Below are 12,284 nucleotides of genomic sequence, written 5' to 3'. Positions count from 1 at the left end.
CCGCGCTGGGTCAGCCTGCCAGCGGCCCGCCGTTGATCGCCGAGAGGGCCTCGTTGGCCTCGAGGAGCTGCGCCTCGATGCCGGTGACTCCCATGCCCTCCAGGCGAGCGGTGTGCATCCGGCAGTAGGCCTCGGCGTCCGCCCGGGTGGCGAAGAGATAGACACCGCCGGCGCGTCCGGCCTGCTGGTCTTCCGTCCAGATCTTCCACAGCAGGCCCGGCTCGTCGTTGATGGAGCGGGCCAGCGGGGTCATGGCCTCGACCATGGCGTCGCCGAAGGGGCCGTCGAAGGGGAAGTGCACCTGAAGAATCGTGGCCATGGGGGCCTCCTTGTCGAGAGTGTCGGGGTCAGCCTGGGCCCAGTATCGGTCTTTCGGAGACGAGAGGCGAGTGCTCCAACGACGCGGGGCCTGCCCAAAGGCAGGCCCCGCTGGCTCGTGCAGCAGCGGACCGGCTAGAGCCGGTTGGCCACGGCGTCGAGGAAGCCGTGCATGTCGACCAGGGTCTCGCTGGCCGGATCCTGGGTCTTGCCCTTGAGGTCGCCGGTGATGATGCCGGCGTCCACGGTATCGATCAGCGCCGCCTTGAGGGCATGGGCGTAGTCGATCAGGGCGTCGTTCTCGTCGCGCTCGCCCAGGGCCTCCAGGGCGTTGGCCACGGCGAAGAGCAGGGCGGAGGAGTTGAAGTGCGCCTCCTGGCCGTCGGTCTCCAGGTACTTCAGGTAGAGGTCGTGGGCGGTGCCGTGGGGCGCCTCGAAGAGCATGGTGCCGTCCTTGCTCTCGATGATCGAGCTGGCGGTGGCCAGGCTGCCCCCCAGGGCGGCGGAGATATCGGAGAAGATGTCGCCGTCCAGGTTCTGGGCCGGGTAGAGGGCGTTGCGGGGCGGGTCGGTGATCATCTTGATGAGCTGGCTGGAGGGCCGCATGATCATGAACGACGGCGGCGGGGTGCCGGTCTCGGCGAGCTCGCGACGCACGTCGGTGATCGCCGTGCTGAAGACCTCGTCATACTCCATGTACTCGCGCTTGAGGCCGAAGTAGACCTCCTTCTCCTTGCGCGAGGCGTCGCGGAAGACCTGCAGCACCCAGTCCTTGATCGCCGCCTGGTCGTTGGACATCAGCAGGATGGGGTCGCCCTTCCTGACCCGGCGGGCGTACTTCTCCTCGCCGTCGACGATCACCTTGAGGATGCCGTCCTCCTCGGCGGGAGCATTGAAGCTGCCGTACTGGTCGCCGCCGCCGGCGCTCATGCGTGAGATGGAGACCTGGGCCTTGCGATCCGGGATGCCGTAGACCTTGAGCTGCTCCACCAGCTTGTAGAGCTTGCGGCCGGTGGTATTGTCCGGCACGCCCCAGATGGCCCGCTCCGGCGGGTTGGCCACCAGGCGCGCCGCCTGGGCGTCGATCAGCTCGTAGAAGTACTTCAGCCCCAGCGACTCGACCTGTTCGCGGTAGTGCCGATCGAAGATGCCCTCGATGGCGGCGCGCATCACGCCGTCATAGCCGGCGATCACGGTGTCCTTGAGGCCCAGATAGATATCGCGCTGCTCGTCGATGGCGCGCTGGAAGAAGCGGTGCGCCCAGGCCTTGACCGCTTCCAGGTCATTGGTGGCCAGCAGCCAGGGATCGCCCTTGTTGACCTCGCGGCGGTGCAGCTCCACCGGGTCGCCGCTTTCGCCCACGAACATCAGCTTGACCACGCCGGTGGCCCGGGAGAGCTCGTTGAAGCTGTCCTTGATGCCGCCGCTCTCCATGGTGTCCACCACGATGTCGCGGCCGATCCACTCCGGGCGCTTCACCTTGAGGTTGCGAAACTCGATGTCTTCCCGGGTGATATTGCCGCCGATGCCCTTGCGGATGGCACCGTTGGGCGACTTGGTGGCCAGCGGATGAAGGCGGCTGCTGTCGACCTCGGGGTGCTTGGCGAGCAGCTCGCCGAGCTGGGTGCGGTTGACCGTCATGCCGGCGTTCTTGATCCCCACGCCGTGCTGCTTGAGCGCCTCGATCGCATCGACGATCACCTGTCCGTTGGTGACCAGGCGGTTCTCTGCCGAAAGGTCGATCTCTACCAGCGGGATCTCCAGCCGGGATGTCACGAAGGTCTCGAGGATCTTCTCGAAGGCCACCTGGGCCATCTCGTCGCCGTGCAGGATGACGAGAGGGGCATCGACATGGATTTTGCGGCTCATCACTCTTCCTTGTTTTCCAGGGATCACTCTGTGGTAATCGGTGCGCTGATCGGCAGTCTCCAAGGGTACGCTCGAGGTGCGTCGGGCGCTACGCGCAGAAAGCAGTAGGGCGAAGGGCTCGAGGCTAGGCTATCTGCGGCGGGGCGAGCGGCGCTCGTCCGGGTGCACCTCGTTGGCGGGCAGCACCGGATCATAGCCCTCGGCGCGCAGCGCCTCGATCACCTCCCGGGTATGTTCGCTGCCCAGGGTCTCGAGCGTCGCCTCCACCTCGGTGGCGCGCAGGGAGATATCGGTGAAGGTGCGCTGATGGGCGATCTGGATCACGTTGGCGCACTGCTCGGCCAGCAGCCGGGTCAGCTCCGCGAGTGCTCCCGGCACGTCGGGTATCGCCACCCGCACGCGCACGATGCGCCCGCTGCGCACCAGGCCGCGCTGAATGACCGAAGAGAGCGCCAGCATGTCGATGTTGCCGCCGCAGAGGATCAGTCCCACCTTGCGCCCCCGGTAGCGCTCCGGGTCGGCGAGCACCGCGGCCAGGCCGGCGGCGCCGGCGCCCTCCACCACCGTCTTTTCGATCTCCAGCAGCAGCAGGATGGCGCGCTCGATCTCGGGCTCGTCCACCAGCACGATGTCGCTGACCCTGTCGCGCACGATGGGCAGGGTCAGCCGGCCGGGCTGCTTGACGGCGATCCCCTCGGCCAGGGTGGCGTGGCCGCAGTGGACCTGCTGGCCGGCCAGGGCCTGCTTCATGGCGGGGAAGCGCTGGGTCTGCACCCCCACCACCTCGATGCCAGGCCTGAGCTCGGTGGCGGCGATGGCGTTGCCCGCGATCAGCCCGCCGCCGCCGATGGGAATCACCAGGGTGTCGAGGTCCGGTGTGTCCTGCAGCATCTCGAGTGCGATGGTGCCCTGGCCCGCGATGATACGCTCGTCGTCGTAGGGGTGGACGAACACCAGGTCGCGCTCCTCGGCCAGGCGTCTGGCGTAGTCGCCGGCCTCGGCAACGCCCTCTCCCTCCAGGTGCACCTCGGCGCCGAGGGCGCGGGTGTTGCTCACCTTGAGGTTCGGGGTGTGACGGGGCATGACGATGGTGGCGCGAATACCCAGCCGGGCGGCGTGGTAGGCCACCGCCTGGGCGTGGTTGCCGGCGGACATGGCGATGACGCCCCGGGCCCGCTCCTCGTCACTGAGGCTCAGCAGGTGGTTCAGCGCGCCGCGCTCCTTGAAGGCGGCGGTGAACTGGTGATTCTCGAACTTGAGGTAGAGCTCGCAGCCGGCGATACGGGACAGCGTCCGGGAGTGCAGGCAGGGGGTGCGCTCCACGCTGCCATGCAGGCGAGTGGCGGCGGTGCGGATATCGTCGAGGGTTACGCTCATCGGTGGCCATCCTGGTGCTTGTTGTTGTAGGGAACCTGGGGATCAGGGGTGAGCGGCCTCGTCGATTGAGTCGACCACGCGCCGTGCCAGGTCGAAGACGTGGGGGTCCTCCACCTCCAGCTCGCGCAGGGCCTCGGCCAGGTTGAGCAGGTAGTCGCGGTTGGGGCCGCTGGGGCCGTGGGCCCGGGCGATCTGCTCGGCGATGGCATCCGGCGGAGCGTCGCCGAGGAAGGCGGGGTTCTCCTCGCCGGCCAGGTAGATCAGCCCCTCGGTGCGGCCACCGGCCGCGTCGTCGAAGCAGAGGCTCACCACCTCGCGCAGGTAGCCATTCTTCTCGCGCACATCCAGGGGTGCCAGCACCTCGGGGGTGATGCGATAGGCCATGCCATGGCAGAGGGCGGCCGGGTCGCGCACCAGGGTGGCCACGCGCCCGGGGGCCTCCGGGGTGCCTCGGTGGTCATGGGAGCCCTGCCAGAAACGGCGCGACCAGCCGTGGATATGGGCCGGGCGCCGCTCGAGATAGGGAAAGTCGGCCTTCCAGATCAGCGAGCCGTAGCCGAACAGCCAGATCTGGTCGTGGCCGTCGAAATGGGTCATCTGGCGATTGAGGGCGGTGGTGTCCAGGGCCATGGTCGTCGTGCAATCGGTGGTGGGCGGAAGGCCCCATGATGCGTCTCGGGGTGGCGAAAGTCTAAGGGGAGAAGGGGCGCGACGCGGCCGTGCGGGTGCGGTAGGCTGACGGCCTGTTCATTTTCTGCTGATGGAGCCCGTCCCATGACCGTGATGATACTCGGCCTGTTGATCTTCCTCGGAGTGCACTCGGTGCGCATCGTCGCCGACGACTGGCGCGCTGCGCAGATCGCGCGCCTGGGGGAGCTGCCCTGGAAAGCGGCCTATTCGGTGGTGTCGATCATCGGCCTGGCCCTGGCGATCTGGGGCTACGGCCAGATGCGCCTCGACCCGGCCTGGGTCTGGTTCCCGCCGGTGGGGCTGCGCCACGCCGTCTCGCTGCTGATGATTCCCGCCTTCATCCTGCTGGTGGCGGCCTATGTGCCGGGCAACCACCTCAAGGCGAAGCTGGGCCACCCCATGATCATCGCCGTGAAGCTGTGGGCCTTCTCCCACCTGCTGGCCAATGGGCGCCTGGGGGATATCGTCTTCTTCGGCGCCTTCCTGCTCTGGGCGGTGTTCGACTTCCGCTCAGCCAGGCGTCGCCCGGCCCCTGCAATGCAGGCGCCCAGCATGGCGCGCACCGCCATCGCCGTGGTGGTCGGCCTGGTGGCCTACTATCTGTTCGCCTTCCACCTGCACGTCTGGGTCACCGGTGTACCGGTGATGTAGGGCGATTCGGCTGGCGCTGCGCCTCAGGACGTGGCGCCACCGAGGGAGGCCAGCAGCGCCTCGTGGTCATTGGCGAAGGGGCCGGCGGTGTAGGACACCGCCGGCCCCTCGTCGTGACAGGGAAAGCCCAGTGCCCGGGCCTGCTCCTGGAGCAGGGCCAGGAAGCGCTCCCCGTCGACGCGGTCATTGGCGGCAGGCCAGCGGCAGCCCAGCAGGAAGTGGGCCAGGGCGAAGGCGAGGCTCTCGCGCACCTCGAGATCCTGGCTGGAGCGAAAGGCGGCCAGGCGGATGCGGGCGTGCGGGTAGAGCAGCAGCAGGTCACGAGCGTGCTGCGGGGTCAGCGCCAGGCCACTGATATCGCTCATGAAGGAAGCGGCCTCGGCGTACTGCCCGGCACTGGGCTCCAGCTCCTTGAGCTCCAGGTAGAAGCGGGCGGCCTCCTGGCGCAGGCGCAGCCGAAAGGCCGCATCGTTGCCGCCGGCGAAGCGCGCGGCCTCGGCGAGGTGCAGCGTGTTGCGCGGGGTGTCGATAAACAGCATGGCCGGCTCCCTGATAGCTGTGTCGCTGGCGAAAGCGCCTCCCGGCAATGATCGGGCGTCTCTGCAAACATGGTCACCAACTTGATTTCGGTCAAGTGAGGTTCTGCGTGGCCGTGCTCACCACACCTGCTCCAGCACCGCCAGGGCCTCGCCGATCACCGGCTCCTCGCCGCGGCGCCGCCGCCAGACGAAGCAGAGCGCGCAGGGCAGCCGCACCCCTTCGACTACCGTCAGGCCGCGCTCCTGACGCTCGGCCATGGCCAGCGCATCCCGGGCCAGGCTCAGCCCCACGCCGGCCCGCACCAGGTCGAGCATGCACGCTTCCTGATCCACCCGAGCCACGCCCCGGGGCGTTACGCCGAAGGGCGCCAGCGCCCCGTTGAGCAGTCGGTGGTGCACGGAGTCCGCCGGCGTGACGATCCAGGGCTGCCGGGCGAGCTGGCGCCAGCCGCTCCCCGACAGTCGGCTGCCCCAGCCGGCGGGGGCGATCACCTGATAGTCGAAATGGGTCAGCTCCCGACAGGCGATCTCGTCGTCGGCCTCGCCGGGGCCCTCCCCGGGCTGGGCCAGATAGAAGCCGACGTCGAGCTCGTCGCGGCGCAGGCGCGCCAGCACGCTGCCGCTCATGCCGTGGGAGAGCTCGGTCTCGAGCTGGGGTGCGCGCTCCACCAGGCGGCGCAGGAAGGCCCCCAGGCGGATGAACTCCGGGTCGACGATGGTGCCGATCCGTAGCCGCCCGCGCAGGGTGCTGTGCAGGGTGCCGGCCTGCTGCTCGAAGGCGGCCATGGCGGCCAGGGCCTTCTCGGCGGCGGGCAGCAGCGCCTGGCCGTCGTCGCTCAACGCGAGCCCCCGGGCATGGCGGTGGAAGAGCCGCAGGTCGAGGCGGGTCTGAAGCTGCTTGAGCTTGAGGCTAACCGCCGGCTGGGTCAGGTGCAGCCGTTCGGCGGCCCGGGAGACGCTGCCCTCTCGGGCCACGGTGACGAAGGTGCGCAGGGTGGGCAGGTCGGTCATGGGGAGATCCGGGTGAAGTGATATCAGGAAAATTTATATCTTGCTTTTGAAACTCTCAATTGATTCTCGCGCCTGCCGCGCTAGTCTCGGAGCTTACTGGCGCCTTCGGTGCGCCCCGATACCCCACTAACAAGATATCGCGAGGTCCCCTCCATGAGCACTGCCAGCATCGCACATTATATCAATGGGCAAATGACCGAAGGCTTCTCCGGCCAGACCTCACCGGTGACCAACCCGGCCACCGGTGAGGTCTCGGGCCGGGTGGCCCTGGCGGGCGGCGCCGACGTGGAGGCCGCCGTGGCCGCCGCCTCCGCGGCCTTTCCGGCCTGGGCCGATACCCCGCCGATCCGTCGCGCCCGGGTGATGTTCCGGTTCCTGGAGCTGCTCAACGCCCACAAGGATGAACTCGCGGAGGCGATCACCCGGGAGCACGGCAAGGTCTTCACCGACGCCCAGGGCGAGGTGGCCCGCGGCATCGATATCGTCGAGTTCGCCTGCGGCATTCCGCAGCTGCTCAAGGGGGACTACACCGAGCAGGTCAGCGGGGGCATCGACAACTGGACCCTACGCCAGCCGCTGGGCGTGGTGGCGGGCATCACACCCTTCAACTTCCCGGCCATGGTGCCCATGTGGATGTTCCCGGTGGCCATCGCCTGCGGCAACACCTTCATCCTCAAGCCGAGCCCGCTGGACCCCAGCGCCTCGCTGCTGATCGCCGATCTGCTCAAGCGGGCCGGGCTGCCCGACGGCGTCTTCAACGTGGTGCAGGGCGACAAGGAGAGCGTCGAGGCGCTGATCGACCACCCCGAGGTGCAGGCGCTCTCCTTCGTGGGCTCCACGCCCATCGCCAACCTGATCTACGAGCGCGGTGCCCGCCACGGCAAGCGCGTCCAGGCACTCGGCGGCGCCAAGAACCACATGGTGGTGATGCCCGACGCCGACCTCGACAAGGCCGTCGATGCCCTGATCGGCGCCGCCTACGGCAGTGCCGGGGAGCGCTGCATGGCGATCAGCGTGGCGGTGCTGGTGGGCGACGTGGCCGACGAGATCGTGCCGCGCCTGGCCGAGCGCGCCCGGGCCCTGAAGGTCAAGAACGGCATGGAGCTCGACGCCGAGATGGGCCCCATCGTCACCGCCCAGGCCCACCAGCGCATCACCGGCTATATCGAGAAGGGCGTTGCCGAGGGCGCCGAGCTCGTCGTGGACGGCCGCAACTTCGATGCGGCGAGCGCCGGGGACGGCTGCGAGGAGGGCTTCTGGATGGGCGGTTCGCTGTTCGACCGCGTCACCCCGGAGATGACCATCTATAAGGAAGAGATCTTCGGCCCGGTGCTGGCCTGCGTGCGGGTGCCCGATATCGCCACCGCCATCCGGCTGATCAACGAGCATGAGTTCGGCAACGGCGTGAGCTGCTTCACCGAGAGCGGCAGCGTGGCCCGGGAATTCGGCCGGCGCATCCAGGTGGGCATGGTGGGCATCAACGTGCCGATCCCGGTGCCCATGGCCTGGCACGGCTTCGGCGGCTGGAAGCGCTCGATGTTCGGCGACACCCACGCCTACGGCGAGGAGGGCGTACGCTTCTACACCAGGCAGAAGTCGATCATGCAGCGCTGGTCCGACTCCATCCGCGGCGGCGCCGAGTTCGCCATGCCGACCCACAAGTAGGAGAGGGAGCGCACGCCATGACACAACAACAATTCGACTATATCGTGGTGGGGGCCGGCACCGCCGGCTGCCTGCTGGCCAACCGCCTGAGCGCCGACCCGGCCAACCGGGTGCTGCTCATCGAGGCGGGCGGGCGCGACAACTACCACTGGATTCATATCCCGGTGGGCTACCTCTACTGCATCGACAACCCCCGCACCGACTGGCGCTTTCGCACCGAGCCCGATGCCGGACTCAACGGCCGCTCGCTGATCTACCCCCGGGGCAAGACCCTGGGCGGCTGCTCCAGCATCAACGGCATGCTCTATATCCGCGGCCAGGCCCGGGACTACGACCACTGGGCCGAGCTCACCGGCGAGGAGGCCTGGCGCTGGGAGAACTGCCTGGCGGACTTCATGAGGCACGAGGACCATCACCGCCTGGACGCCGGCGGCGACGCCGACGCTGGCCACCGCGACTTCCACGGCCACGGCGGCGAGTGGCGGGTGGAGAAGCAGCGCCTGAGCTGGCAGGTGCTCGACGACTTTGCCACCGCGGCGGTGGAGGCGGGCATCCCGCGTACCGAGGACTTCAATCGCGGCGACAACGAAGGGGTGGGCTACTTCGAGGTCAATCAGCGCAAGGGGTGGCGCTGGAACACCGCCAAGGCCTTTCTGCACGGCGTCGAGCCGCGGGATAACCTCACCCTCTGGCACTCCAGCCAGGTGCTGGGACTCGAGGTGGCGCCCGGCGGCGAGGCCGGCGAGCCCCGCTGCACGGGGGTGCGGGTCGAGCGCGACGGCAGCGAGGTCGTGGCCCGCGCGGCACGCGAGGTGATCCTCTCTGCCGGGGCCATCGGCTCGCCCCAGCTGCTGCAGCTCTCCGGCATCGGCCCGGCGGACCTGCTGGCCGAGCATGAGATTCCCGTGGTCGTCGACCTGCCTGGCGTGGGGGAGAACCTCCAGGATCACCTGCAGATCCGCTCGGTCTACAAGGTAAGCGGAGCCAAGACCCTCAACACCATGACCGGCAGCCTGGTGGGCAAGGCGAAGATCGGCCTGGAGTACGCGCTGAAGCGCACGGGGCCCATGAGCATGGCGCCCTCCCAGCTCTGCGCCTTCACTCGCAGCGCCGAGGCCTTCGAGCACCCCAATATCGAGTACCACGTCCAGCCGCTCAGTCTGCCCGCCTTCGGCCAGCCCCTGGACACCTTCCCGGCGATCACGGCCAGCGTCTGCAACCTCAACCCTACCAGCCGCGGCACGGTGCGCATCACCAGCCGCGACCCGCGCCGGGCGCCGGCCATCGCGCCCAACTACCTGAGCACCCCGGAGGATCGCCAGGTGGCGGCGGACTCCCTGCGGGTCACCCGGCGCATTGCCGAGCAGCCGGCCTTTGCCAGGTACCAGCCTGAAGAGGTCAAGCCCGGCGTCGAGTTCCAGAGCGACGAGGAGCTGGCGCGGCTCGCCGGGGATATCGGCACCACCATCTTCCATCCGGTGGGCACCACGAAGATGGGCCGGGCCGACGACCCCATGGCGGTGGTGGACCCGCACCTGCGGGTGCGCGGGGTGGCCGGGCTCAGGGTGGTGGATGCCGGGGTGATGCCCACCATCACCAGCGGCAACACCAACTCGCCGACGCTGATGATCGCCGAGAAGGCCGCGGCCTGGATCCTGGCCGGGGAGTAACTTTCTCGTCATCGACGCAAAATAGTATTTGACCTGCGACCGCGAAGGGCGCAAGCTGTGCGCAGTTGGTTAGCAAGTCGAACATCGCAAGTGGTCATCGAAACGCTCTAGTGTCGATTTCCCGGTGAAAGGTTTCTTGTTCTACCCACTGCAACTCGGGTATTTCCCGGAAAATCAAACGCTATTCGAGGAATTCGATAATGGCTACCGGTACTGTCAAGTGGTTCAACGACACCAAGGGCTTCGGCTTCATTTCTCCGGACGACAACGGTGACGACCTGTTCGCTCACTTCTCCGAGATCCAGGCTGACGGCTTCAAGACTCTGCAAGACGGTCAGAAGGTTTCCTTCGACGTCACCCAGGGCAAGAAAGGCCTCCAGGCTTCCAACATCAAGGTCATCGGCTAATCGCCAGCTGACACTGATGTGACTCCCTCGGGAGTATAAGAGGGCCCGCCATGTGCGGGCCCTCTTGCGTGTGCGCCATTTGGCCGGGGAGGGGGCACCGGGGAGCCGGCTCAGCAAAAATCCGCGTGAACCCTCGCCCACTCGCCCGCTAGGGCGGTGAGCAGTCACGCAGGAAGGTAGGATCGTTATGGCTATTTGTGGAATAAGAGAAGTTCTACAAAGAACTTTTTAGAATAATCGGTGGGCGGCAGAATAGGGGCACTCTCGTTGACCGGATACCTGCCATGCCCCTGGACGCCTGGATCTCCCTCGCCGTCGTGATCGCCGTATTTCCGCTGATGGCCTTCTCGCGGCTCGGGCCGGATATTGTCCTGCTGGGCGCGGTGATCCTGCTGTTGACGCTGGGCATCCTCGAGCCGTCCCAAGCGCTGGGCGGCTTCGCCAGCACCGGGCTCTTCACCGTGGCCTTCATGTATGTGCTGGTCACCGCCATTCGGCAGACCGGCGGCATCGACCTGATCATCCGTCACGTACTCGGCCTGCCGCGCCGCGAGAGCGGCGCGCTGCTGCGTCTGCTGCTGCCGGTGGCGGCCCTGAGCGGCTTTCTCAACAACACCCCGGTGGTGGCCACCTATATCCCCGCGGTGCTGAGCTGGAGTCGCCGCGTGCACGTGCCGGTCCACCGCCTGCTGATGCCGCTCAGCTTCGCCTCGATTCTGGGCGGCACCATCACCCTGTTCGGCACCAGCACCAACCTGGTCGTGCACGGCCTGCTGGTGGACCGTTCGCCCGAGCTTGCCATGGGACTCTTCGATCTCGCCTGGGTGGGCGTGCCGGTGGCGCTGATCGGCCTCGTTTATCTGATCCTGCTGGGGCCGCGGCTGCTGCCGGCGCGTCGCGGTGCCGCGGCGGCCTTCGAGAACCCCCGCGAATTCACCATCGAGATGGAGGTCGACCCGGCGGGCCCCCTGGTCAATCGCACGGTGGAAGAGGCGGGGCTGCGTCACCTCCAGGAGCTGTTCCTGGTGGAGATCGAGCGCGACGGCAACGTGGTCAGCGTGGTGGGGCCCGGCGAACGGCTCAAGGGCGGCGACCGGCTGGTGTTCGCCGGCACCAGCGAGGGGGCGGTGGAGCTGCAGCAGGTGCGCGGCCTGGTGCCCTCTCGTCAGGGTGAGTCGAGCCTGGCGAAGGACTTCAAGGAGCGGCGCCTGGTGGAGGCGGTGGTCTCCAGCCAGTGCCAGTTCGTCGGTCAGCGCATCCGCGATGGCCACTTCCGCACCCTCTACGGCGCCGCCGTGCTGGCGGTGTGTCGCGGCGGTGAGCGAGTGGCAGGCAACCTCGGCCAGGTGCGCCTGCAGCCCGCCGACGTGCTGCTGCTGGAGGCGCGGCCGCCCTTCATCGAGCGCCATCGCCAGTCGCGTGACTTCCTGCTGATCAGCCAGCTCAATGGCGCGGCGCGCCCGATCCACGAGAAGGCCTGGCTGGCCTGGGGCATCCTGGCAGGCGTGGTCGCCCTGGCGAGCCTCGGGGTGATGAGCATGATGAACGCCGCCATGCTGGGGGCGGCGCTGGTGCTGCTGACCGGCTGCTGCACCGTCGAGGCCGCCAAGCGCGGGCTGGATACCCAGGTGCTGCTCACCATCGCCGCCTCTTTCGGCCTGGGCGCGGCGCTGCAGAGCTCCGGGGCCGCCGCTTTCCTGGCGGACGCCGCCCTGGGGCTGGCCGACGGCAATCCCCTGCTGCTGCTGATCGGCACCTATCTGCTGGTGGCGCTGCTGACCGAGCTGGTCACCAACAACGCCGCCGCGGTGATTACCTTTCCGGTGGTGATGGCCAGTGCCGAAAGCCTGGGGGTGAACCCGATGCCCTTCGTGGTGGCGGTGATGTTCGCCGCCTCGGCGAGCTTCCTGACCCCGATCGGCTACCAGACCAACCTGATGGTGCACGGACCCGGCGGCTACCGTTTCGGCGACTTCCTGCGGGTGGGCGGGCTGCTTAACCTGATCACCGCCGCGGTGGCCCTGACGCTGATTCCCCTCATCTGGCCCTTCTGACGGGGCGGGCATCTCGCCGTCAGCATCTCGCCG

General features: G+C 68.0%; 11 protein-coding genes. 5 read left to right on the top strand and 6 right to left on the bottom strand.

The genetic code is table 11. The features are described from left to right. Window positions 1-10: 10 nt before the first annotated feature. From ACRYRV_RS04090 to ACRYRV_RS04075, 4 genes are all read right to left on the bottom strand, one after another. Window positions 11-319: a monooxygenase gene (locus ACRYRV_RS04090; protein WP_444985872.1), complete on the bottom strand. Its 309-nt coding sequence runs from the start codon at window positions 317-319 to the stop codon at window positions 11-13. Between the two features lie 134 nt (window positions 320-453). Continuing rightward, window positions 454-2,187 (bottom strand): isocitrate/isopropylmalate family dehydrogenase, encoded by a 1,734-nt coding sequence (locus ACRYRV_RS04085; RefSeq protein WP_444985873.1) that lies wholly within the window; start codon window positions 2,185-2,187, stop codon window positions 454-456. 129 nt (window positions 2,188-2,316) lie between these two features. Further along, entirely contained in the window at window positions 2,317-3,564 is a 1,248-nt protein-coding gene (locus ACRYRV_RS04080; protein ID WP_253449931.1) for a threonine ammonia-lyase, read from the bottom strand. A gap of 42 nt (window positions 3,565-3,606) precedes the next feature. After that, the gene (locus tag ACRYRV_RS04075) at window positions 3,607-4,194 is read right to left on the bottom strand and encodes a gamma-glutamylcyclotransferase (RefSeq protein ID WP_444985874.1); all 588 of its coding nucleotides are present in this window, start codon (window positions 4,192-4,194) and stop codon (window positions 3,607-3,609) included. 144 nt (window positions 4,195-4,338) lie between these two features. Here ACRYRV_RS04075 and ACRYRV_RS04070 point away from each other — a divergent pair, with 144 nt between their 5' ends. Next, window positions 4,339-4,905, top strand: coding sequence for an NnrU family protein (locus ACRYRV_RS04070; protein WP_444985875.1), 567 nt, complete (start codon window positions 4,339-4,341; stop codon window positions 4,903-4,905). Window positions 4,906-4,928: 23 nt separating this feature from the next. Here ACRYRV_RS04070 and ACRYRV_RS04065 read toward each other — a convergent pair whose 3' ends face one another. Continuing rightward, window positions 4,929-5,444, bottom strand: a complete 516-nt coding sequence (locus ACRYRV_RS04065; RefSeq protein WP_309636189.1) for a hypothetical protein — start codon at window positions 5,442-5,444, stop codon at window positions 4,929-4,931. 117 nt (window positions 5,445-5,561) lie between these two features. Further along, complete coding sequence (locus tag ACRYRV_RS04060) at window positions 5,562-6,455, bottom strand: LysR family transcriptional regulator (RefSeq protein ID WP_444985876.1); 894 nt, start codon at window positions 6,453-6,455, stop codon at window positions 5,562-5,564. Between the two features lie 153 nt (window positions 6,456-6,608). Between ACRYRV_RS04060 and ACRYRV_RS04055 the strand changes: the two genes are divergently transcribed. The 4 genes from ACRYRV_RS04055 to ACRYRV_RS04040 all read left to right on the top strand — a co-directional run bounded on the left by ACRYRV_RS04055 (window position 6,609) and on the right by ACRYRV_RS04040 (window position 12,251). Continuing rightward, window positions 6,609-8,120 carry a CoA-acylating methylmalonate-semialdehyde dehydrogenase gene (locus tag ACRYRV_RS04055; protein ID WP_444985877.1) on the top strand — a complete coding sequence of 504 codons (1,512 nt, stop codon included), beginning with the start codon at window positions 6,609-6,611 and terminating at the stop codon, window positions 8,118-8,120. Between the two features lie 17 nt (window positions 8,121-8,137). Beyond that, the gene (locus tag ACRYRV_RS04050) at window positions 8,138-9,790 is read left to right on the top strand and encodes a GMC family oxidoreductase (RefSeq protein ID WP_444985878.1); all 1,653 of its coding nucleotides are present in this window, start codon (window positions 8,138-8,140) and stop codon (window positions 9,788-9,790) included. A 200-nt stretch (window positions 9,791-9,990) separates the two neighbouring features. Further along, a complete protein-coding gene (locus ACRYRV_RS04045; RefSeq protein ID WP_010629501.1) occupies window positions 9,991-10,197 on the top strand; it encodes a cold-shock protein in 207 nt (68 codons plus the stop codon). Window positions 10,198-10,481: 284 nt separating this feature from the next. Next, entirely contained in the window at window positions 10,482-12,251 is a 1,770-nt protein-coding gene (locus ACRYRV_RS04040) for an SLC13 family permease (protein ID WP_444985879.1), read from the top strand. Window positions 12,252-12,284 lie beyond the last annotated feature (33 nt).

This window comes from Halomonas mongoliensis, assembly GCF_052496345.1.
This window is presented reverse-complemented; position numbering and strand designations above follow the sequence as displayed.

What these genes read in the sequence shown, in the direction of transcription:
- ACRYRV_RS04080 (WP_253449931.1), bottom strand. Translation starts at nt 3,564, where the DNA reads ATGAGCGTAACCCTCGACGATATCCGCACCGCCGCCACTCGCCTGCAT.
- ACRYRV_RS04070 (WP_444985875.1), top strand. Translation starts at nt 4,339, where the DNA reads ATGACCGTGATGATACTCGGCCTGTTGATCTTCCTCGGAGTGCACTCG.
- ACRYRV_RS04085 (WP_444985873.1), bottom strand. Translation starts at nt 2,187, where the DNA reads ATGAGCCGCAAAATCCATGTCGATGCCCCTCTCGTCATCCTGCACGGC.
- ACRYRV_RS04090 (WP_444985872.1), bottom strand. Translation starts at nt 319, where the DNA reads ATGGCCACGATTCTTCAGGTGCACTTCCCCTTCGACGGCCCCTTCGGC.
- ACRYRV_RS04055 (WP_444985877.1), top strand. Translation starts at nt 6,609, where the DNA reads ATGAGCACTGCCAGCATCGCACATTATATCAATGGGCAAATGACCGAA.
- ACRYRV_RS04060 (WP_444985876.1), bottom strand. Translation starts at nt 6,455, where the DNA reads ATGACCGACCTGCCCACCCTGCGCACCTTCGTCACCGTGGCCCGAGAG.
- ACRYRV_RS04065 (WP_309636189.1), bottom strand. Translation starts at nt 5,444, where the DNA reads ATGCTGTTTATCGACACCCCGCGCAACACGCTGCACCTCGCCGAGGCC.
- ACRYRV_RS04040 (WP_444985879.1), top strand. Translation starts at nt 10,482, where the DNA reads ATGCCCCTGGACGCCTGGATCTCCCTCGCCGTCGTGATCGCCGTATTT.
- ACRYRV_RS04050 (WP_444985878.1), top strand. Translation starts at nt 8,138, where the DNA reads ATGACACAACAACAATTCGACTATATCGTGGTGGGGGCCGGCACCGCC.
- ACRYRV_RS04075 (WP_444985874.1), bottom strand. Translation starts at nt 4,194, where the DNA reads ATGGCCCTGGACACCACCGCCCTCAATCGCCAGATGACCCATTTCGAC.
- ACRYRV_RS04045 (WP_010629501.1), top strand. Translation starts at nt 9,991, where the DNA reads ATGGCTACCGGTACTGTCAAGTGGTTCAACGACACCAAGGGCTTCGGC.